The organism is Nocardia sp. SYP-A9097 (assembly GCF_009649815.1).
GTDB lineage: Bacteria > Actinomycetota > Actinomycetes > Mycobacteriales > Mycobacteriaceae > Nocardia.
Map to the genome: position 1 here is coordinate 26,980 of NZ_WJIC01000040.1, position 21,320 is coordinate 48,299.

Below are 21,320 nucleotides of genomic sequence, written 5' to 3' on the forward strand. Positions count from 1 at the left end.
GGAGCACGGTCGCGGCCCGTTTGGTCTGCTCCGCGTCATAGGCTCACCCCCGCGCGTGCGGGGAGCACGATCTCCCTGTCGGTGACGAGTTGCTGCGAGCGGGCTCACCCCCGCGCGTGCGGGGAGCACTCCGGTAAACCAGCGCCGGAAAACGGGGGTCAGGGCTCACCCCCGCGCGTGCGGGGAGCACTCGTCGTCATGCTGGGTCCTTCGTCGTGAAGAGGGCTCACCCCCGCGCGTGCGGGGAGCACTCGTCGTCATGCTGGGTCCTTCGTCGTGAAGAGGGCTCACCCCCGCGCGTGCGGGGAGCACGCAGCGCCGTCGACGCCGAACTCCAAGCGCGCGGGCTCACCCCCGCGCGTGCGGGGAGCACCAGGTCCTTGGCCAGGTCCGGGTTGTCGAGCAGGGCTCACCCCCGCGCGTGCGGGGAGCACCCACAGCAGGTATCTGATCCATGCGAGGTCGAGGGCTCACCCCCGCGCGTGCGGGGAGCACTAGAGCTGGAGCTCGCGTTGGAGCTGGTCGCGGGGCTCACCCCCGCGCGTGCGGGGAGCACTCCCTGGGCAAAGTCCCCGGCATCACCGGTCCGGGCTCACCCCCGCGCGTGCGGGGAGCACGGCGTACCCCGGGTCGAAATCGCTCGGTGCGTGGGCTCACCCCCGCGCGTGCGGGGAGCACGATCTACCCGCCCACTGAGAAGTTCAAGTCACGGGCTCACCCCCGCGCGTGCGGGGAGCACTTGGGCTTGGGCGTGTGCGGGGGAAGCGCTCTGGGCTCACCCCCGCGCGTGCGGGGAGCACATGGTCACCGATCGGGGGTTGCCCGGGAGTCTGGGCTCACCCCCGCGCGTGCGGGGAGCACCAGAGCGACGGCGTCAACAAAATGTATTGGAAGGGCTCACCCCCGCGCGTGCGGGGAGCACGAATCGTTGTATCGAGTCAGCAGATCGGACTTGGGCTCACCCCCGCGCGTGCGGGGAGCACCCGTCGGGCAGCACGCGGACCCAGCCGCAGAAGGGCTCACCCCCGCGCGTGCGGGGAGCACCCTGTGACGAGGCCCGTGCTCGGCTTTGGTGCGGGCTCACCCCCGCGCGTGCGGGGAGCACAACGCGGGCAGCCTCAATGCGGGCGGCGAAAGCGGCTCACCCCCGCGCGTGCGGGGAGCACACTTCCTGACCAGCGGTTCCGCTGCGCGAGTACCCGCTTTTCATTCACTTTGTGTTGAGTTTCTGCCTGGACCGAAACGCGACAGCACCCGCCTACCCACCTCTCTCACCTAGCCTTGTGGACACTCTTCGAAAATCGATACTGACACACTTTCCACGAGTGCCCCGATCGAAATCTGCACAGGGTCTTGATATTTGACGATGACCTGCAGGATCTCCTCCACCGCACGTTGAGACGGAGCCCGCCACGCCGCACCCAGCACCACCAGTGGTTTACAGCGGTTGGATCCCTGTACGTGGACACCCGATCGAGACCTGATGCTGGTTCACGACGTTCGAGCACCACAGCGGGAGAACCCATCAGACCCGAAGGAGGCTCGTTGACCTCGGAGACCGACCGCCCAATTCCCACTCGACAGCCGCGCCGTAACGGTGTTCGATGGATCGAACCATCGCACCACCGGGAACCAGCACAGGCGCTGTTGCGCGGCAACCGTCACCACCGCAGCGCAACCGCAGTGGGACAGGATGCCACCGTGGGATACGACTTCAACTGCCCCACATGCCAACACGACGACCAGGTACAGCGAGTCCCCGCCATCCGGGCATCGGGAACCTCCACCTACTACGGTTCCGACTACTACTCCGGTGTCGGCATCAGCACCGGTGGTCTCATCCCAGTGTTCGGTTCGACCACCGTCGAACGGACCCACTCCACCCGGCTCGCGCAGTCACTCGCACCGGAACCGGCACAGCGAGCCTCGGGAAAGTTGGTCGGGCTCGGCCTCTTGCTGTCGATACCCGCACTGTTCGCTGTGCTGTTCTCCGTCCTCGCGGTCCGTGCGCCGGATGGGGACGTCGGCTTGCCGATGCTCATCTTTGTTGCCTTCGGATTCTCATTGACCGTCGCAGCCCCTTCGCTCTTGCTGTTCACAGCGGCTATCCGTCGGACTCGTCGCAATAATCGAATCCTGCGAGGGCGCGGAGCTGCTCGCAACGTGTGGAGTGCCGGTTGCTACTGCCACCGGTGCGGCTGCTGTTTCTGGCCGTACCCCGTCGCACCCGGAATCCCAGCGCGCCAACCCCTTTCCCCTAATAGTTTCCGGTGGATCGTCTGGAACACAGGCGGCTACGCGAAGCTCTAGCCTTCTCAGAAAGCTTAGCCCTGTGCAGCCACCGGTCCCGGCATTCACCCTAATAGGGCGACCCTGCGCTCGCCCACGACCTCGAAGCAACTGCACCGCACGCAATTCACCGCACCCACATCCGACCACCGCAAATACTCGGCCGTCAGTGCGCCAATTGCTGATCTGTGCCGACACTCGTGGACCAACACTATCTGCGGTGTACTGCCTGGTACCGCCGCCGCTGCACCCAGACCAGCGCCCAAAAAAAACTACTCCGACCCTCCCGGCACCTGTCGCCGTTCAGCACGAGTCTCCTTGACCTGCCTGATTCGCGGACCCGATCCGGGACGTAATACACGCGAGAACGATCTGGGCGGCTGAGACACCTCATTCTTATTGTGGATTCAAAGAGAGTAGCCCTCAGCAGAACCTCCCGGCTCTATGAGGACCTTATAGCCGACCCAATAGGCCCCGCTCTTCTACTAAGAATGCTCATCTCTTTCACGCCGTGACGGAATTCCCTCCGTCACGGCGTTTTTCGTTTGTCGACCCTTTTGGAAGGCAATCCGTCATGCCCCTGAACACATCGCCTGCACCTTTGTGCGCGGTCTGCCACTCTGCCATCTCCGGACGGCGTTTGCAGACCCCCGACGCTGAAACAGTCTGCCTCCCTTGCGCGGTCGCCTTGCCGCGTTGCGATCGGTGTCGCGAACCCAGCCGCCATCTGGCCATGACTGTCGAACTCGGACGCCTGTGCCACACGTGTGCGGACGGCTGGTCGGAATGCGCGCGCTGCCGGTACCACACGCCGACCACGTGGCGCACCGATACCGGCGATCGTGTATGCCCAGCCTGCGTCGATCGATTCTTCGATCGCTGCGCTGCGTGCAGCCTCTACACCGCCGACAGTCGATACGTCTCGGGCGGCTTCCGTGTGTGTTCGCGGTGCGCACAGAGTTACAGCTCGTGCGAGGAATGCGGCACCCTCCTGCCCGAGCACACCGATTGCGAGAGTTGCGAATCCGATGGTCGGATCTGGAACTACAACTACAAGCCCGACCCGCGATTCTTCGGCCACGGCCCGATGTTCTTCGGCCTGGAACTGGAAATCGTTGTCCCGTCCCACAATTATCAGACGTGCGCGTCGATGGTCGGCGACTATGTACGCGAATTGGCGTATCTCAAGTACGACTCGTCGATCGAGCCGCTCGGCTTCGAGCTGGTCACCCATCCGATGGATTACCGATTCGCGATCGAGAAGTTTCCCTGGCAGCTAATCGAGCAGCTGAAGGAACTCGGGTGCCGCTCGGATCAAAGTGTCGGCATCCATGTGCATGTTTCGCGTGACGGATTCGACTCGGCCGCCCACATTTTCCGGTGGGCCAAGCTGATCTATCGCAACGAGCCGCAAACGGTCGCCCTGGCCCGACGCCGATCACCCTTCGCACAGTTCTCCACTACCGCACGGGAGCGGGTGAAGCACACGGCGAAAGACGATATGCGCCGGTACGGGTTGAACCGATACCAGGCCATCAACCCTCACCCGCGAAAGAGCCTGGAATTGCGGGTCTTCGCCGGATCCCTCGATATCCAGCAAGTGCAGGCGGCCCTGGCGTTCGCCGCGGCCACCGTCGAGTACACCCGCACGCTCACTTCCACTGAAGTGATTCGGCAGGGCGGCTGGGACTGGAATCAGTTCACCGCGTGGGTGAACCAGCATGAGGAGTATGCGCCGCTACGGGCGGAGATGGAGGCACTCGCGTGTGCCTCCTGACATTTCTGCCGAGCGGCGTCAACCCCGATCTCGCGGCCCTGAGAAACGGCGCCCGCGTCAACAGGGACGGCCACGGGTTCGCTGTGGTCACCGATAACGGCATCCTGGTCGGCCGCGGCATGGACGCCGACCAGGTGATCGACGATTTCACCGCTGTCCGAAGCCGGCACTCGAATCAGCCCGCACTATTCCACAGCCGCTACGCCACGCATGGGGCGGTGAGCCTGGACAATTGCCACCCGTTCCGTCTCGGCCGGGACAGCCGAACTGTGTTGGCGCACAACGGTATTCTGCCGCGCCGGGTACAGCCGGCACCGTATGACCCACGCTCGGATACCCGCATCGCCGCCGAAGGCTACCTTCCACAAGAGCCCTTCGGCTCCTACGACACCCGACGTGGTCGGCGCTGCCTTGAATCGTGGCTCGGGACCAGCAAACTCGTCCTGCTGACCCTCGACCCGAGTTTCGCCGAGAACGCCTACGTATTCAACGAATCAGCCGGAATCTGGGAGACCGGCATCTGGTACTCGAACCCCGGTTATCGGCCCGACACGACATCGGGGCTGCTGCGCTCACGCGCGTGGCTGTACGTGTGTGAAGGCTGTGGCGACGTCGACTTCAGCCGTCGCGGCCAGTACTGCGGCCGTTGCGGTTGGTGTTTCCACTGCGCCAACGTCTTTCCTCACTGCGACTGCACCGGACGTTCGAGCACGCCCGCTGTAGCGCTGCGCCGCAGCGACATCCGCTAGCCCACTTCTCGGCAGTCCCGCGGCATCGAGTCTCGATCCGCCCTCTCTCAGCTTCGTCCTCATCCGGTCGCATCCGCCTGTTCAGCAGAGGCCGATCCGACCCTATTCCTCGTGCCCGTACCGCGACTCGTTCACGGAATTCATGCGCCTTGCCACGCGAATGCCCCTGCGCGCCCGCGTATTCGCGCATCGGTCCTGCGACTTCTCCTGTAGTTCTCATCAACCAGGAAGGCCCATCTATGCCCAATTCGCTGACAGCGCGAGCCCTCTGCGCCAGGTGTGCGGCACAGCTGCCCGACGATCCCCCTGCTCACAGCCTCGGCCTTCTGTGCTCGACCTGCGAGAGCCTTCCGTTCTGCGACGACTGCGGTGACCGCGTCACGACGGTTCACACCACCGTCGACGACGGGACCTTGTGCACCGACTGCGCTCAGCGATGGCGCGAATGCGAATGCTGCGAGCTCTACACCACCTCCGACGACCGCACCACCAACGACGGCACCGTCTGCGACCGGTGCCGCGAGAACCACTACTGGTGGTGCTCGGACTGCCGCCGATACGCCCGCTCGGTCCGACTCGTCGACAACGGCGAGGACGTGTGCGGCGACTGCGAAGACCAATACCGCGAATGCCTGGACTGCGATCGCCTCACCAGCAACGGCACCTACTGCTCGCACTGCGATCACGATCAGCGCGAGGACCGCATCTACGACTACTCCTACAAACCCGACCCCGTCTTCCACGGCGAAGGCCCGGTCTACCTCGGGCTGGAACTCGAGGTCAAAACACCGAGCCGTGCCCTCGAGGACTGCGTCGACATCGCCACCAACCATCTCGGCCGGCTCGGCTACCTCAAAGAGGACGGATCCATCGGCTACGGCAACGGATTCGAACTCGTCACCCACCCGATGAGCTACGCCTGGGCCATCGAAGAGTTTCCCTGGAATGTATTGCGGGAGTTGCGTGTCCGTGGCGCCTACATCGACAACGAGGTCGGCATCCATGTCCACGTCTCCCGCGACGGATTCGACTCCCCGGCACACGTGTATCGGTGGATGAAGTTCTTCTACCGCAACGAACCCCATGCCGTGCGACTGGCCCGCCGCCGTAGCGATGACTGGGCCAGCTTCACTCCCGAAACCCGCGCCGACATCGCCAAATTCGCCAAAGGCGAACGCTTCGGCTACGGCCGCTACCAAGCCATCAACGTCTACCCGCAAGAAACCTTCGAAGTCCGCATCTTCGCCAGTTCCCTACACCGCCAACAGGTCCAAGCCGCTCTGGCCTTCGTCGCCGCGTCGGTGGAGTACACCCGCACCCTCACCTCCGGCGACGTGGCTCGCCGGAGGGGTTGGGAATGGGCCGCGTTCGTCACCTGGGTGCGAGCCCACCCGATCTACCTGCCCTTGCTGGCGGAAATGGAGGCCCTGCAATGTGCATCCTGAGCTTCTACAAGCCCGGCATCACCCCCGACCTCGAGGCGCTGCGCGATGGTGCGGCCGCGAACCCGCACGGACACGGCTACGCCATCGTCGCCGACGACCACATCCTCCTCGGCCGCGGACTCGACGCTGACGCCGTAATCAACGAATTCGCTTCCGCGCGAGCACTATTCCCCGACACACCGGCACTGTTCCATTCCCGCTTCGCCACCCACGGATATGTCAGCGAGCAGAACTGTCATCCCTTCGCGTTCGGTGGCGATGAGCGAACGGTGATGGCGCACAACGGGATCCTTCCCGAGATCGTGCACCCCCGGATCGGTGATCCGCGCTCGGACACCCGGGTCGCGGCCGAGGACTTCCTCCCGCGCGAGCCGTTCGGGCCGATCGATTCCTGGACCGGCCGCACCGGGCTCGAGCACTGGCTCAACGGCGACAAGATCATCATCCTGACTGTCGACCCACGCTACAAGCACACCGCCTACCTGCTCAACGAGCACCACGGGCACTGGAGCGCAGACGGGATCTGGTACTCCAACCACTCCTATCGGTGGCGCGCGCCAGGCACCACACACCAGCCCGGCAGCTACCTGTACGACTACTGCGACTACTGCGGCCAATTCGATACCGAACGTCTCGGCCCACACTGCACCGCGTGCGGGTTCTGCGACGAGTGCTGGCGCGAGTTCCCACACTGCGAATGCGAATTCCTCACCGGCACAGACCGATACGCCGACCTGACCTTCTCTGATGTCGCCTGACCTGAATCAGCGACCCAGCCGAGCTCTGGCTGAGAGTCTCGCCGAGAAAGGGACTTCCGAGCGTGACTGAACCATCCCACATATCGATTGCGCCTCGCGCCAACACCTTTCACCTCACTGCCCCACTAGGTGGTCACGATGGTGGACAGTGACCTGAACAGACACAACGCCCGGTTGCGCGTTGACCCCCGCTACCTGGAAGTTGCCCCTGAAGCACCTGTTGCCGGGGTGCTCGTCATTGGCTATCGCGCATGCTTCGCCGACGCTCCGATGCCCCGTACACAAATAGCTCCCTTCGCGGGGATCACTCCGTACGCGGCCGGCGACGTCGGTACCGCGACCATGGCGCTGATCTCGGTCGAGCGCGCCACCCAAGTCCTACGCGTCCGAGCAGACGGACGCCGCGAAATCGCCTGGGAAGAAGACTATTTCGAGAGCTTCGGCGACTCGGGCACCCAGTGGTCCCTCATACCCGTCGACCCCTCACCCGACGGCCGGTTCATCGTCGCCGATGGATCATGGGCGACGGGCGGCTACCAGGCCGTCCTGACACGCTCCACGATCGATCACGCTCCCGGTGCCCCGACCGTCGTAGCCGTGCACAACTCCAGCCCATACACCGGGTGCAAGCGATGGTGATCGCCGACGCCACCGCATTGGTCGCATGGATCGAATCTGCCCTCCCCCCAGTCGATCCCGCAGCCTTTGGCCCGTGGCTCGCCAAGCCTGCAGGTCAAGGTGCCGTCGCCGCAGTGGTGCACGTCCGAGTCGAGTCCGCAGGTCGAGTCACACAGTCAGTCACCGTGACCTTGTCCACGCATCCGGCCACTGCAGATTGCACCGCACTCTAACCCCACTGCCAGCCGTGTCCGTTCTGTCTTCGAGGAGAGACTATGAATTCCGCTGTGCCGTCATCGAATTCGCCTCGACATCCGATTCCCGCACATCTGCACGACGCGCCGACCGCACAAGGGCTGGCCATCCCGTACCTGACGCTGTGTCACCGCGGACGGCGCTCACCGGTCTGGGGCGCGATCGACCCCGAACGCTACGCACTGGTACTCGGGCTGCGCCTGTGCCAAGTCTGCGGCAACGAGCTCGGCAAAGGCGAAGGCCCCGGCAACCAGGTCGTAGTCTTCATCCGCCCCCAGGACTGGCTCCGCGGCATCGCCCCTGAAGCCGGGCTTCACCCCGAATGCGCCGCCTACTCGACACAGGGGTGCCCCATGCTCGCCGGGCGGATGCCGACCTACCGCTCCAACGCCGTCGCCGCCCGCATCACTCCCTGCGACGACCTTGAGTGCGATTGCCGCCGATGGACCGCGCCCGGTCCCGAGTCCGACGAAGCCCAACGCGCAGGTAAACCCGCCGACTCCTGGTATGCCGCGTTGATCGACGCACGCGACTACCAGATCATGCACGTCGACGGCGACAAGTCCAGCCCCTCCGGATACGGGGTCCGTCTGCGGGAGGTGCCGATCCGGCGGCTGCGGAAAGTACGCGGCACAGCCAGTTCCGAGCCGACGGTGCTCGACATGTTGGCCGCAGCACTGGATCTCGATCGCCTCACCGAGGGTCGATGACGTACACACCAACCTCGATCGGCATCCGAACTACATGGCCTCTGCCACATCACATCTCAGCCATCCGCACACGCCGAATTGAGCGTGCATGCAGCTTCGATATTGGTTCGGCTATCCCGCCGCGCATGCCCCCCTTCAGAGGAACTGCCTGGACAAGGAATCGAAGTACGCCAAAGACGGCCGTGACATTCACCGGGACCGGCGCTGGCCCGGCGATCGGCTCGTGTGTGGTATTTCCTGGGATCGGGCTGCGATCGTGGCTGCGACCGGCGATACTGTGCGGCGGCGGAAGAGTTGTTGCACGACAGGGGGATTGAGTAAACGTGGCGGCCGAAGAAGGAGGCGGGTGGGGCTCGGGACTGCCGACAGTGGCTTGGGTGATGGTCGCTTTGGGCGTGCCTGCCATCGTGGGGTCGACACTCAAGGACTTCGCGGCCATCCACCCGGGATGGGCGCTCGCCGTGTTGGTCGGGTATTGGGCGGTGCTGGGGGTGGGGCGTTTAGCGGGCGGCGTGGTTTCCGAGATCGCCACCCGGTGGCGTCCGCGGCTGGTGGAGTCGCTCGATTCCGTACTGGCTGTTCGGTTGTCGCGGTTCGAACGTACCTACCGGCACTGGTTGATCCACCACCTCAAGCGCATCGACCTGCAGGGTTTGGCGACCACCCCGCACACCGCGCCGTCGTTCGATCAGATCTACATCGATCTGAGCCTAGTCAACCGCGCCCAGCATCAGGTCAGCGGTAACCTGGTCGCTGACCTGATGCCCGGCGCGGTCACCGAGCGGCTCTCGATCGCGGCGATGCTGTCCACCGCAGAGGCGAGGGTGCTGGCGATTCTTGGTGCACCGGGCAGCGGCAAGACGACGCTGCTGCGACAGGTCGCGCGACTGAGCTGCCGCGGCCGCCTCGGACGGCGGCGGATACCGATTCTGCTGTATCTGCGCGAGCACGCCGAAACCATCGCCACCGACCACACGGTACGGCTGGCCGATCTGGCAGTCCCGGCCAGCTTGGGGCGCACGCCGCCGCCGGGCTGGTTCGACGCCGCGTTGCGGCGCGGCCGATGTGTGGTGTTGTTCGACGGGCTCGACGAGGTCGGGAACCCGAATCATCGTCACGCGGTGCTGGAGTGGATCGACTGCCAGATCGGATATTTCGGTGGTAACCACTTCGTGCTGGCCTCGCGTCGCCACGGCTATGAACCCGCCGCGATCAACAGCGCCGAGGTCTTGCAGGTCCGCCAGCTCACCCTTGAGCAGATCAGCCGGTTCGTCGAGAACTGGTACGGCGCCGTCGAATCCGACCGCACCCAAGCCCAACGCCAGGCCCACGGGCTGCGCGATCAACTTGCCTCCCACGACGCGCTCGGTGACATGGCCGTCAACCCTCTGCTGTTGACCATGATCGTCAATGTTCACCGCGAACGAGGAACGTTGCCCGACAACCGCATTCAGCTCTACAAAGAGATCTGCGAGGTGCTGCTTTGGCGCCGCGCCGGCGCTAAAGGGCTGTCGCTGCGCGTCTCGGCAGGCGACAAGCAAGCACTGCTGCAGGCACTGGCGTACGCGATGATGATCGATCGAGTCCGCGAACTCGACCAGGCCCAGGCTGGTGCGGTGATCGCGGATCTGTTGTCGCGGCTCACGCTCGAACTCGACACCCGGCAGATGCTGACATTACTGGTTCACGACGGACTGCTGGTCGAGCCAGAGCCCGGTGTCTTGAGCTTCTGTCACAAGACTTTTCAGGAATACCTGGCTTCGGTCGAGATTCATCGGCGAGGCGAAGTGAGCTTGCTGGCCGCCATGGTCGATGACGAATGGTGGCGTGAAACCGTCGTGCTCTACACGGCCCAGCACGACGCGGACGAGGTGATCGAAGCCTGCCTGCAGTCGAGTACTGCGCATTCGCTGGGGCTGGCCTTCGACTGCACCGAGCAGGGCACCAGGATGTCACCGCGACTACGCCAGCAGATGAACACGCTGCTGCTCGACCTTCCCGGTATCGACCAATCCCTGCTGCGGCGTGTGGTTTCCACCCGCTACGTCGCGCGCACCGCTCACATCACCGGCGGACACCGCAGTACACTGCCGGTCCCCGCGGGCCTGTATCGCCTCTTCGCGGCCGACGAACAACGCGATGGCATCGCACGACCACCCGGCCAGCGCCTGCCTGCCGAGGACGAAACGGTGGTACGCGGTGCACGCTTCGACGACGCACATGCCTTCCGCGTCTGGATCAACCTTTGGGCCGACGGCGCGACCTACCGGTTGCCCTACGCCGTCGAGGCCGCCGACTTGCACCAGCGTGGGCTGCTCGGTGACGCTGGCGTGTCAGTGTGGATCTCCAAGCCGCAACCCATCGAAGAGCTAGTGATGCCCCGTCTGTGGGAGCCCGAGGTCGGCGCCGCGCAAACCAACCTCGTTGCCAGACAAGAGCTCACCGAACTACTTGTCCGCGACGTTACAAGCACCATCGCCTACGCACGCACCTCGCGGGCACTACGCCGCACGACCGCCCGCAGCACCGAAATCGCCGCAGCGGATCTATATGCCGCCGCCTACATGTCGCATATCGACTCCGACAAACTCCACCGAGGTCGGTCCGGGCCCGCGCATCTGAGCAGACGTGGATGGCAGTCAGTGGCCGAACTGTTCCCCGTTCTCGCCCTCGAGTTCGCGAACTTTCTGGCGGATCCCTCATGGAGCGAACACCCGTTGCCCGCTTTCCTTTCCTCCCGAGCACACGCCGACACCACCGCAGCGCTGATCCCAGCCCTGGCACCAGGTGGCGACCTGGACGCAGTGCGGCCACTGCTGGACAGTGTCCGCCAGATGCGCTGGCCTAATCTGTCCTGGCCGGCGCCCCGACAGTTGGACGGTATGATCTCCGCGATCAACGCCAACGACCCACACCTGTGGATCACACCGCCACGCAGTCGCTTCCACTGGCCCCTCGCACGCAACCGACACCGCGACGTACCCGTGACGATCTCTACGCACTCCGTGGATGAGCTACGTGACGCCGTCGAGCAGATCAGCCTCGGTCTGCGCGCTGGCCATTGGTCGCCGCTGTGCCGATTGTCCGAGGCCTACGCTGCCTCGCTTGCACACATATTCGACGACCGTCGCCCGCTGTCGTCGGCGTCAGCAACGCTGCTGCGACTCATCGCGATCAGCTTGCTGAGCCTGTCGAGAATCGACCTTGAGCTCCGATGGCTCGAAGTGTGCTCGCGCATCGTTGCCGAAGAACTCACCGCACTTGAGATCAGACAACTCACCTCACGCTCGGACGAGGTCATCGTGCTCGTCAGGGAGTGAATTCGCCGAACGCACTACTGGATCGGTCACGTCTATGCAGTAGATCGGATGTTTGAGGTGGCAACCGGGTTGCCACCACCCGGGCGTGGGTGTGCCGGTGCGATGGTAGTCAGCAGATGCGTGGGATCTGCGCTGTTCGACGATGCCCTGCCTCTGGACTGAGCCGGGGTCCTTGCGCGTGAGCCGCCCAGTAGTTGGCGTGCACGTTTGAGGGTGATCTCAAGCAGGTCGGCGACTTCCTCATCGGCCTGCACGTGCGCGCGGACTGCGGCCGCGGCTGCCGCTTGCGCGTTTTCGTAGCCTCCGATCTCGGTAGACGCGCGGGCGATGACCGTGTCGATCTGCTCGCGTAACCGTTCGACTTCGCTGTCGCGGCGCTGTTCTGCGTTGGTGATCGCGTTCCAGGCGGCGAGGTACTTACCCACCGCGCGGGTGATGGTCTTCTCCCGCTCGGTGGCCGCGGCGCGGCGTTGCAGGCTGCGTTGGCGTGAGCGTTGCAGGCGTGCAACGAGTTCCGGTGACTCCGGGGTGCGAGAACGCGCCTGACGCGCGCGAGGGTTTTTGGTCATCACACACAACTCCTGACAGGCATACGACAACCCAGCCAGTCCCTCGCACTCCCCACGATACCGGTTACCGCCGCAGGTGCCGAGTTCGAAGTTCACCCGCAGCACAGGCTTCAACGCGGCAGCACTGAATCTACGGCTGCCCTGTGAAGTTTGCGGCGCTGGCACCGAGTTCGCCTTCACACCAATCGATCCCAGTCTCGCCGTGACCGCGGTCCGTGCCGTTGCGCTTCGTCCAAGATTAGGAGTCTTCTTCATGCCGTTGCATGTGCATATCGCCGATCCCGCCGACTTCATCGCCGCCGTGCCCGCGATGCTCGGCTTCACTCCCGTCCGATCACTGGTCCTGATCTTCGTGAGAGACGAAACTCGTTGGGGCGGAGCGCCAACCGTGCAGTTTCTCGTCCGGACCGAGTCTCCGTTGCAGACTCACCGCTTGTCCGACACAGACGTTGGGCAGCGCGCGAAAGACATGTGCGCGCAAGGCGAGGCTTCCACCGTTGTGGCGGTCTTGGTGGACGATCGGCTGTCCCGACCTACAGAGCTAGCGGCCGCCGACGAGAGTTGTCGTTCAACATTGGCGAGTTTGCGGCGGGACCTGGAAGCCGATGGCCTCGCATTCGCCGGAGCGTGGAGTACACCCATCATCGCGGCCGAGGCTGAATGGTGGAACGAGCTCGCACCCGATCAGCACGGGCGCCTTCGCGATCCTGCCTCGTCACAGATTGCCGCCGAGTACACGGTCGCGGGCCGCCCCATCCGCCCAAACCGCACGGCGATCACCGATCTCGTCGAGGTGGATCCGACACTGCGCGAGCGCGTCACCCACGCGCTGCCCGAGGTCGCCGCCGATGCGCAGCGGCGGTTCGCTCGCGCGGTGCGCATCGGCAATCCGGACGCCTACACCAGGCAGGCGTTGTGGCGGGTTGTACAGATCATCAAACACTCATCCGCGGTCGAGACGCCCGCACCACGGAACCTCGCCGAAGTCGCGGTTGCCCTGCGCGACACCGATGTCCGCGAGGTCATGTACGGCATCGCCGCCGGCCCGTACTCTGCCCGCGCGCACCAGCTCTGGTCGATCCTGACCCGCGCACTCCCGGACCCGGACCGCGCCGACGCCGCCATGCTGCTGGGATTCAGCGCCTACCTACGCGGCGACGGCGCACTCGCGGGAATCGCCCTGGAAGCCGCACTCGCCTCGGACCCCGACCACCGCATGGCACAGCTCCTCGACCTCGCATTATCGACCGCGTCACCGCCCAGCAGACTCCGCCGGCTATGCCGCCTCGGAATCGATGCCGCCGCGCAGCTGCGCATCGATATCGGTGGCGCAGAACCTGATTCACCCACCAAGGAGGACCCCGATGACCGTTCCCGATGATCACCTGCTGGCGTGGGCGCTGCTCTCACGCGCGGCACTGACTGCACCCGATACCGTGCGCGCTTTGCTCGCGGCGCATGGTCCGGTCGACGCCGCAGAACGCATCGCTATGGACGAGATGCGTTCACAATTCGGCCCCCAGGCCCGCGTCACGGCACAGCACGACCTCGAACGGGCCGAGCGTGTCGGAGGTCGGCTGCTCACCCGCGACGACCCGGGCTGGCCGGCCGCGCTCAATGACCTCGACACCATCGAGGCCCACACTCCGATCGCGTTGTGGACCCGCGGTCCCGGGCAGCTGAACCCGCTCGCCGACCGCACAGAAATCGCCGTCGTCGGCGCACGCGCCTCGACCACGTACGGCGAAAAGGTCACCCGATATGTCGGCATGGACCTCGCCGCACAGGGCTGGACCATCCTCAGCGGAGGCGCCTTCGGCATCGATGCGACTGCCCACGCAGCCGCTCTCGAGGCCGGGCGGCCCACCGTGGCGGTCCTGCCGTGCGGGCTGCACCGGCTCTTCCCCCAGGGCAACGCCGGCTTGCTCGCCGACATCGAGAAGACCGGGCTGCTGGTCAGCGAATACCCGCCCGGTGTCGAACCCAACCGGAACCTCTTCCTTATCCGGACTAGCCGGAGTCCTTGTCGCGCAGGAGGTATTCGCCGTTGCTGCCGCCGAGGAGGAAGACGAACCGATCCAGGTCCGCGACGAATGTGTCTGGGGCCCAGTCGGAGTCGTTGATGAATCCGCTGAGTCTGCGTTGTGCGATCGGGTCGGTGCTGATCCAGTCGTTGACGAGTTGGAGCATCTCGAACAGTTCGATCACGTCGGCGGTCGAGAGCCGGACCTCGCTCATGCGCCTGTCCCTTCTTGGATGACCGGCATTCCGAGCTCGGTGAGTCTGGTTGTGCCAGAGGGCCGTTCATTCATCCGGTCGAGGCCGACCAGCTTCGCCGCGGCCGCGTTGAGGCTGACGGTCAAGCCCTCGACTTCCCCGGTCCAGCCGTTGACGCGGGCCTCGGTGATGCGGTCACGGAGGTTGGCGATGATCTCGACGATTCGCGTTCGAGCTCGCGGGTCGACTCGCAGGCTCGGGCATCGCAGGCAGGCATGTTCGTGTTTGCAAGGGCTTCCATAGGGGCGGCCGCAGGTGCCCAGTTCGAGTTTCCGCAGCTCGAAGTGCTGCTGAAAGTCGTGCCATTCCTGGTCGGTGGGCTCACGATATTCCGAGCTCGGCCGCAGGGCGCGCCGAGTGTCGAGGAAGGCGCGGTAGGAGCGCACGAGTTCCTCGTCGAAGACCGCGACGTAGGTCTGGGTCGTGTTCAGATTCTTGTGGCCCATGAGGCGGGCGGCGATGTGGATCGGCAGTCCACTGGTGACCGCTTCGGTCGCCCAGAGTCTGCGGAAATCATGCGGTGTGAAGCGCAGTGGTTGCCCGGCGGTGTCGGTGAGCCCGGCGCGTTGCAGGGTCTCGTTGAGCCAATGCTGAATAGTGTTGGCGCTGGGGACTTTCCAGTGCCAGCTGAGACGATGCTGGAACAGGTGCGGCAGCGGCAGGCCGGTGATGCGCTCGTGTTCGTCGTAGCGCGCCGTCAACGGAACGTGGCCGTTGTTCTCGGTGCGCAGGCGCGTGATGATCGTGGCGAGAACGCTGGCCAGCTCGGGTCCGACCAGCAGCAGGCGTTCCTCGTTGATCTTGGAGGGAACGATCTGCAGCATCGGGACGAGTTCGCCGGTCTTCGGGAGTTTGTAGGAGACCAGCCCGAGGTGGGTGATCTCCTGCAGCTCTTCGATCCGAACTCCGGTGTGGCGCAGAGTTTCGATGATCGCCCAGGACCAGAACGCTTCGTGTTCTTGCTTGCCGATCTCGACGAGTTCACCGGTTGCGAGGTCTTCGACCTGGTCGGGTGGGCACTCGTGCCGGTATCCGGGTTTGGTGTAGCTCTTGGGCATCGTCCGGCGATAACCGCGGCCCGCGTGTTCGAAGGTCGATCCGATCGGTGTCGCCCGGGTGGCAGCCAGCAGCGCTGCCTGTTCGTTCTTGTGGCGTTCAGCGCTGTCGACGAGGGCCGGCAGGTGCGGCATTCGTTCACGGATGCGTTGGTGCGTGCTGGCGACGGTTCGCTGTTTGACCTTGCTCGCCTGTCCGGCGGTCTCGCTCTTGCGGATCGGGCTCGGATAGCTCCATCGCGCCCAGGACGGGTCGTGCATCGCCCATTCCTGTAGGTCCCGATAGAAGGCGCGAACGGTCATGAGCGTGACGATGTAGTCGCCGTCTGACCGTTCACCGGTGCCGCTGCGGACGGTCCGCAACCGTTGCTTCCAGGCCGTCGCCACCTCCTCTGGCAGGTGCAGTGTGGTGACCTCGGGGTGATGCTGTTCGATGTCGGACCAGAACAGGCCCGCCAGACGAGCAACGAGGCCGGTGAAACTGCTGAAGTCCATACTGAGTCGGCGCTCTTGCAGGTATCGGATCAACACGTCGCGGACATCCCGGTTCTGAATGTCGTAGAGGGCGACGAGTTCGTGCGTGGGCCGTTGCCCGTGGCGAACCACGTCGTCGAGGGTGGCGTGCTCACCAAGGTCGGCGATTCCCTGCAACAGGGTCCAGGCCAGCGGGACGCCGTTGCCGCCGTCACGAGTGCGCATGTGCCACGACCGATAGGCGAGCAGGTCCTCCGCGGTGAGCTGGCCGGGATCGCGACCGGTGTGCAGCACGATCTTGCTGATCGCCCGGATCGACAGAGTGCGCCCTCTGGCGCTGACGCCGAGCGCGTCCGCGCGTTGTTCGATCTTGTCGAACAAGTCCGGGCGAAACACTGCCCGAACATGCCTGAACAGAGAGTGGGAGTTGAAGCCGGTGAAGAATCCGAAGCTGGGGAAGAAGACCCGACACAACAACAGCCGACCCAGGCCATTGAGGAGCTCATCACGTTGAGTGACCGGTGCGCGCGGGTCGGCAGGGTCGACCAGGGCGTCGATCCAGTCCAGGCCCTCATCAGCCCCGGAGACGACCCAGCGGTCCTGCCATCCGTCGGCGGGGTGGCTGCGCAGCCATTCCAGGATGGTGCGTGCGGCGGCGATGCTGCCGGAGCGTTTCCCGTGCTCACGGGCCGGTCCAACCGGCAACGACGAAACCAGTTCCAGTAGTTCGGAAATCGGCGTGTGATCGCGGTCGCCGCCGGTGACCGGAGCGTCGGCCAGATCGTCGTGGCGTTTGAACGTCGGTTCCTTGCGGTTGCGAGCCGATGTCGCGGCTGAGGTGGTCATGAAGGATTTCCTCCGAACAGAATCGTCAGGTCATCGGCGTCGTAGCCGACTGCGACCGGCGCGGGCGGCAGGGATTGGCGTTGTTCGCGTTCGGCCAGGTGCTGTTGGACTCGGCGGATCACCTGTTCCTGGTCTTCGACGAGATAAATCGAAGCGGTCGTGGACAGATGGACGTGTCCGAGAATCGTCTGGACATCGCGAATCGACAGGTGTTCGTCACGAGCCATGCGCAACGCCGCCGTGTGGCGAAGATCGTGCATCGAATAGTTGGTGCCCAGCCGCTCGTTCACCCGGACCACAACCTTGCGAAGCGCTTCGTAATTCAACGGCTGACGGCGCAGCCCGGTCCCGCGATCACGACGGCGAAGCGTCCTGCCACAGCGGTTGATTCGGATCGACCGGCTCGCCCACATCGGCAAGATAAAGCCGCAGCCAGACGAACGCTTCCGGACTGGCCGGCAACCACTGCTCTGCCCGAGTTCCTTTACGGATCACCCGAACTCGTTGATCACCCCAATCCAGGTCGACCGGATGGATGCCGAGTATCTCCTCGGCGCGCGCGGCCGAGCTCACCGTCAGCGCCAGCAACGCTCTGTCGCGGTTGAAGCGCAAGGCCCCGAACAGATCTCGCCATTGTTCATCGGGAATCTCGCGTGGCTGCTGTTTGGGCAGTCTGGGGTTGTAGCGGATCCGGCCCTCGGCGCGAAACGGCTCGAGCGGATTGTGGTGAGCGTTGGCGCGGCCGCCCCGGCGATCCAACGGAACCGGATTGATCAGCGGTCCCCGCCCCAACTCGATCCAATACTCGTAGAACGCCCTCACCACAGAATTCGAGTGACGGATCGTGCGGGCGGTGTAGCGGTCATCGAGATAGCGCTTGCGCGTGATCGGATTGACCGTGCCGACCGTCGACGCGGATTTCGTGCGCGACGAATTCCGCGGCTTGGTCGCCTGTTTCAGCCACAACACCAGATCACGACCCTCACACGGCGTGACCTTGTCCCATTCCACCCCCACGACCTGCAACCACCGCCACCACCGCAACAACGCAAAGGCATAACTACGCACCGACTTCGAGCTATTGGCCCGGGCCACGAAGTCCGTCAGGTACTGGCGGACCGGCTCGACCGGTAACCCGGTGTCATCGAATACCAGCCACGGCACAACACCCTCGGCACTGTCGACCCGTCCCCACCGGGGCAACCGAATCGCCGCCACATCACGCCCCTCATCGAACAACCTCCACCAACTTTCGTCGATCGAATACGGGGAGGTGTACCGCGCTCTCCGGGCGGATGGCTATAGAACAAGCCGAAGTGTCCTCCCGTAGTCCGGTCAATAGACCTCGGTCGCAACCGCATCGTCGCCGCCCTGTCGGCGGGAATCGTGGTGTGCGAGTCCGGGATCCGCAGTGGTACCGCCAACACCGTGCGCTGGGGCAACACACTGCGACGGCCCGTCATGGCCGTTCCCGGGCCGGTCGACTCAGCCGAGTCCCGCGGCTGCCACGAGTTCATCCGCACCGGCCAGGCACAGCTCATCACCACCGCACGCGACGTCCAGGACGTACTCGCGCGCTAACCCCGGTACCTCGCGGCGTCGCTACACCGTGTTCGCCGCCACCGCCGTCCTGCATACCCACACGTCCTTCACGCTCTGCCGATTGTCAACATTCTCGGAGGTCATTCATGTCCGTCAAATCCTTTGCTGTCAACAGCATCTCGCGTGGCGAGTACGAACAGCTGGTTCATCGTGGCCATGCTGGAGCCGTGCCGGGGATCGAGTCTTCTCCGGTACTGGATCAGTGGCGCGCCGAACATCCCGACTGGCGCGGTCGGCACTGGAGCTTCATCGCCGACGACCGTGAGGTGCTGCGGCTACGCCCCCTCAACGTCACCCGCGCCGAGCGCCGCCCCATCGCTGCCTGAGGCACACCACTCATCCGCTTTCTCTCCCTCTGGGGCCCGCTACGCCACAACGTAGCGGACCCCACTCATGTACTCCTGGAGGTCTGTCCCATGGAATCTATTTCCGCCCCTACCGCCATAGCAGTTCTTGACACCGACGCTATCGAGCCCGCCGAAATCGTTGCCTCTCCCGCCGAACTCGAACCTGCAACCGAGCTGGAGCCCGACTCCGACACGGAGCTGTTGCCCACGGTCGAGGCTCTGTGGCGCAACCCGACTGAGTTGGTGATCGCGGAGAACGTCCGCAAGACTTTCGATCTCAACGAGCATCCCGACGTGCGGGACTCGATCAAAGAGTTCGGCGTCAGCATTCCGATCATCGCCGAACGCCAGCCCGACGGCAGTCTGCATGTCACCGAAGGACAGCTGCGCGCACTCATCGCCGCCAGCGTCGGCACCAAAAAGGTCCCGGTGTGGGTGAGCGACGCCGACCCGACCCTTCCGGAGAACGAGCGCCGTATCTCCCGGACGTTGATGCAGATGAACGTCAACGACCGGCGCGTGCCCATGGTCGAGGCCGACCGCGCCGACGGCATCGCCTTGATGCTGGACCTCGGTGCGTCGGTGACACGCGTCGCGAAGGGCTTGCAGCGCAAACGCTCCGAGATCAAGCACACCGCCGCGATCGCCGCATCGACGACCGCACGCGGACTCATCGACTCCAGCTCCTACAGTCTCGATCAGCTCGCGGTCATCGCCGAGTACGAAACCCTCGGCGACACCGACGCCGTCGAGCGCCTGCTGCAGGTGCCGCGGTCGAGCTTCAGCTACCGCGCCAAACAGATCGCCGCCGACCGCCGCGAAACCCGCGCTCGTCTCGAAGCATCCCTGTTGTACGCGGCCCTGGGCTTCGGGGTCCTCACCACCGAACACGACACCAGTTCGACCGAGCCGCAAATTCTTCCGGCTGAGCTGCTGGAGACCGTCGATTCCGGACCGGTCACCGAAGACCTGATCACCGCGGACGCGCACCGATGGCTGGTGTATGTCGACGTGGAGGAGAACGGGCAACTAGTAGACACCCTCACCGGCGAACTGGTCGACCCCGATCACGTCGACTGGGACACCCAGGGCAACACCGCATCCCAGCCCACTGAGGGACGGGGTCACGCCGATTCGGTCGAATACCGCGACCGCTGGATTCCCCTGTACTTCCTTGCTGCCGATCAGCTGGCCGAGTCAGGGTTGCGCATGCGCAGCTTCTCTCAGAGCAACGGGGAAGCGGGCAGCGAGCGCGCCGAGCAGCTGCGTGCCGAGGCCGAACAGGCTGCTACGCAACGGGAAGCGGCGCGTCGGGAGCGGCGGCGGGTGCGGGAGCTGAACAAGCGCGGTCTCGCCGCCAAAGAACGGCGTGAGGAGTTCCTGACACGGTTGTTGTCGCGCAGGACTCCACCGCCGCAGGCCGGTCAGTTCGTCGCCGAGTCCCTTGCCTGGGAGTCGGATCTATTGGGGTCGTTCCACGCGCCCAGGACCGCGCTGAACCTGCTCGGGGTGTCCGGGTACACCAGCGAACTGGTCACTTCGATCCAATCCGCGACCGCGAGCCGGGCGTGGGTGATCGTGCTGGCCATGGTGCTCGGCGCGTTCGAATCCCGCGCCGGAAAGGATTCCTGGCGCTACAACGACCGCGGCCTGCAACGGTATCTGCGATTCCTCGCCACGGTCGGCGAGCAGCTCGAGTTCGAGCTCGTCGACGTCGAGCAAGCCGCCGCCGGGCTCATCGACTTCCACGACATCGACATCGACGCCGACGTCAATGTGGACGCTGCCGCCGCAGCCACCGCTGCCTGACCCACCGACATGCCGCGCGTCCGAACCGATTCCCAGCGCGGTCCATCGCTGATCCCGACCGACAGCGGCTGTGCATCAACTATTTTCGAGAAGGGAGCCGATTTATGGCTCAGGACCTGTTTACCGTCAAGGGAAATCTGACCGGTGACCCCGAGCTTCGATTCACACCGGCAGGTGACGCGGTCACCAATTTCATCGTCGCGTCCACACCGCGCTATTTCGACCGGAAGACCGGTGAATGGCGCGACGGCGAAGCCCTATTCCTGCGCTGCAATATCTGGCGACAAGCCGCGGAGAACGTAGCCGAGAGCCTCAGCCGCGGCGCACGGGTAATCGTCTCGGGCCAGTTGAAGCAGCGCAGCTACGAAACCCGCGAAGGCGAGAAACGCACCGTCGTGGAGCTCGACGTCGACGAGGTCG

17 protein-coding genes, 1 pseudogene and 1 CRISPR repeat array (1 of these 19 running past the window's edge) are annotated in these 21,320 nt (G+C 64.7%); of the genes and pseudogenes, 13 read left to right on the top strand and 5 right to left on the bottom strand.

Annotated features, from left to right (window positions below; all coding sequences use genetic code 11):
• A CRISPR array of direct repeats spans nt 1-1,166; the repeat unit is 28 nt; unit sequence GGCTCACCCCCGCGCGTGCGGGGAGCAC; it begins 389 nt to the left of the window's first position.
• 1,856 nt (nt 1,167-3,022) lie between these two features.
• The 7 genes from GFY24_RS37530 to GFY24_RS37560 all read left to right on the top strand — a co-directional run bounded on the left by GFY24_RS37530 (nt 3,023) and on the right by GFY24_RS37560 (nt 11,921).
• On the top strand, nt 3,023-4,066 hold the full coding sequence (locus GFY24_RS37530) for an amidoligase family protein (RefSeq protein ID WP_228567036.1): 1,044 nt from the start codon (nt 3,023-3,025) through the stop codon (nt 4,064-4,066).
• Nucleotides 4,054-4,815 carry a class II glutamine amidotransferase gene (locus GFY24_RS37535; protein WP_309231807.1) on the top strand — a complete coding sequence of 254 codons (762 nt, stop codon included), beginning with the start codon at nt 4,054-4,056 and terminating at the stop codon, nt 4,813-4,815. The genes GFY24_RS37530 and GFY24_RS37535 overlap by 13 nt, the downstream gene beginning before the upstream one ends.
• Before the next feature lie 239 nt (nt 4,816-5,054).
• A complete protein-coding gene (locus GFY24_RS41425; protein ID WP_194853173.1) occupies nt 5,055-6,260 on the top strand; it encodes a hypothetical protein in 1,206 nt (401 codons plus the stop codon).
• Entirely contained in the window at nt 6,248-7,018 is a 771-nt protein-coding gene (locus tag GFY24_RS37545; RefSeq protein ID WP_153809876.1) for a class II glutamine amidotransferase, read from the top strand. The genes GFY24_RS41425 and GFY24_RS37545 overlap by 13 nt, the downstream gene beginning before the upstream one ends.
• A 270-nt stretch (nt 7,019-7,288) precedes the next feature.
• Complete coding sequence (locus GFY24_RS37550) at nt 7,289-7,657, top strand: hypothetical protein (RefSeq protein ID WP_153809877.1); 369 nt, start codon at nt 7,289-7,291, stop codon at nt 7,655-7,657.
• Nucleotides 7,658-7,911: 254 nt separating this feature from the next.
• Nucleotides 7,912-8,601, top strand: coding sequence for a hypothetical protein (locus GFY24_RS37555; protein WP_153809878.1), 690 nt, complete (start codon nt 7,912-7,914; stop codon nt 8,599-8,601).
• A 380-nt stretch (nt 8,602-8,981) separates the two neighbouring features.
• Nucleotides 8,982-11,921, top strand: a complete 2,940-nt coding sequence (locus tag GFY24_RS37560) for an NACHT domain-containing NTPase (RefSeq protein WP_228567043.1) — start codon at nt 8,982-8,984, stop codon at nt 11,919-11,921.
• A 32-nt stretch (nt 11,922-11,953) separates the two neighbouring features.
• Here the strand turns inward: GFY24_RS37560 and GFY24_RS37565 are convergent, their stop codons facing one another.
• Complete coding sequence (locus tag GFY24_RS37565; RefSeq protein ID WP_153809880.1) at nt 11,954-12,670, bottom strand: hypothetical protein; 717 nt, start codon at nt 12,668-12,670, stop codon at nt 11,954-11,956.
• A gap of 73 nt (nt 12,671-12,743) precedes the next feature.
• Here GFY24_RS37565 and GFY24_RS37570 point away from each other — a divergent pair, with 73 nt between their 5' ends.
• Together GFY24_RS37570 and GFY24_RS43955 are read left to right on the top strand one after the other, a co-directional pair.
• A complete protein-coding gene (locus GFY24_RS37570) occupies nt 12,744-13,871 on the top strand; it encodes a DUF4192 domain-containing protein (protein ID WP_153809881.1) in 1,128 nt (375 codons plus the stop codon).
• A gap of 118 nt (nt 13,872-13,989) precedes the next feature.
• Nucleotides 13,990-14,439: pseudogene (locus GFY24_RS43955) on the top strand (DNA-processing protein DprA); the annotation flags it as partial.
• 61 nt (nt 14,440-14,500) lie between these two features.
• Here the strand turns inward: GFY24_RS43955 and GFY24_RS41430 are convergent.
• The 4 genes from GFY24_RS41430 to xerC form a co-directional block, all read right to left on the bottom strand.
• Nucleotides 14,501-14,728 (bottom strand): hypothetical protein, encoded by a 228-nt coding sequence (locus GFY24_RS41430; RefSeq protein WP_194853175.1) that lies wholly within the window; start codon nt 14,726-14,728, stop codon nt 14,501-14,503.
• Nucleotides 14,725-17,142: a site-specific integrase gene (locus GFY24_RS37580; protein ID WP_153809883.1), complete on the bottom strand. Its 2,418-nt coding sequence runs from the start codon at nt 17,140-17,142 to the stop codon at nt 14,725-14,727. Before GFY24_RS37580 ends, GFY24_RS41430 begins: the two co-directional genes overlap by 4 nt.
• Nucleotides 17,139-17,432: a tyrosine-type recombinase/integrase gene (locus GFY24_RS42665; protein ID WP_375336159.1), complete on the bottom strand. Its 294-nt coding sequence runs from the start codon at nt 17,430-17,432 to the stop codon at nt 17,139-17,141. The genes GFY24_RS37580 and GFY24_RS42665 overlap by 4 nt, the downstream gene beginning before the upstream one ends.
• Before the next feature lie 64 nt (nt 17,433-17,496).
• A complete protein-coding gene (gene xerC / locus GFY24_RS37585; RefSeq protein ID WP_309231808.1) occupies nt 17,497-18,360 on the bottom strand; it encodes a site-specific integrase in 864 nt (287 codons plus the stop codon).
• Nucleotides 18,361-18,501: 141 nt separating this feature from the next.
• On the opposite strand from xerC, the gene GFY24_RS37590 reads away from it, so the two are divergent.
• From GFY24_RS37590 to GFY24_RS37605, 4 genes are all read left to right on the top strand, one after another.
• Nucleotides 18,502-18,723, top strand: a complete 222-nt coding sequence (locus tag GFY24_RS37590; protein ID WP_309231809.1) for a DNA-processing protein DprA — start codon at nt 18,502-18,504, stop codon at nt 18,721-18,723.
• Nucleotides 18,724-18,830: 107 nt separating this feature from the next.
• A complete protein-coding gene (locus GFY24_RS37595) occupies nt 18,831-19,070 on the top strand; it encodes a hypothetical protein (protein ID WP_153809885.1) in 240 nt (79 codons plus the stop codon).
• Nucleotides 19,071-19,160: 90 nt separating this feature from the next.
• Nucleotides 19,161-20,900 carry a ParB/Srx family N-terminal domain-containing protein gene (locus GFY24_RS37600; RefSeq protein WP_153809886.1) on the top strand — a complete coding sequence of 580 codons (1,740 nt, stop codon included), beginning with the start codon at nt 19,161-19,163 and terminating at the stop codon, nt 20,898-20,900.
• Between the two features lie 104 nt (nt 20,901-21,004).
• Nucleotides 21,005-21,320 (top strand): single-stranded DNA-binding protein (locus tag GFY24_RS37605; RefSeq protein ID WP_153809887.1); only part of this gene is annotated, 316 nt, incomplete at its 3' end.

Bases quoted from the DNA above. Each gene is read 5' to 3' on its own strand.
- GFY24_RS37600 (WP_153809886.1), top strand. From the start codon at position 19,161: ATGGAATCTATTTCCGCCCCTACCGCCATAGCAGTTCTTGACACCGAC.
- GFY24_RS37545 (WP_153809876.1), top strand. From the start codon at position 6,248: ATGTGCATCCTGAGCTTCTACAAGCCCGGCATCACCCCCGACCTCGAG.
- GFY24_RS41425 (WP_194853173.1), top strand. From the start codon at position 5,055: ATGCCCAATTCGCTGACAGCGCGAGCCCTCTGCGCCAGGTGTGCGGCA.
- GFY24_RS41430 (WP_194853175.1), bottom strand. From the start codon at position 14,728: ATGAGCGAGGTCCGGCTCTCGACCGCCGACGTGATCGAACTGTTCGAG.
- GFY24_RS37550 (WP_153809877.1), top strand. From the start codon at position 7,289: ATGCCCCGTACACAAATAGCTCCCTTCGCGGGGATCACTCCGTACGCG.
- GFY24_RS37530 (WP_228567036.1), top strand. From the start codon at position 3,023: ATGACTGTCGAACTCGGACGCCTGTGCCACACGTGTGCGGACGGCTGG.
- GFY24_RS37555 (WP_153809878.1), top strand. From the start codon at position 7,912: ATGAATTCCGCTGTGCCGTCATCGAATTCGCCTCGACATCCGATTCCC.
- GFY24_RS37580 (WP_153809883.1), bottom strand. From the start codon at position 17,142: ATGACCACCTCAGCCGCGACATCGGCTCGCAACCGCAAGGAACCGACG.
- GFY24_RS37570 (WP_153809881.1), top strand. From the start codon at position 12,744: ATGCCGTTGCATGTGCATATCGCCGATCCCGCCGACTTCATCGCCGCC.
- GFY24_RS37595 (WP_153809885.1), top strand. From the start codon at position 18,831: ATGTCCGTCAAATCCTTTGCTGTCAACAGCATCTCGCGTGGCGAGTAC.
- GFY24_RS37560 (WP_228567043.1), top strand. From the start codon at position 8,982: ATGGTCGCTTTGGGCGTGCCTGCCATCGTGGGGTCGACACTCAAGGAC.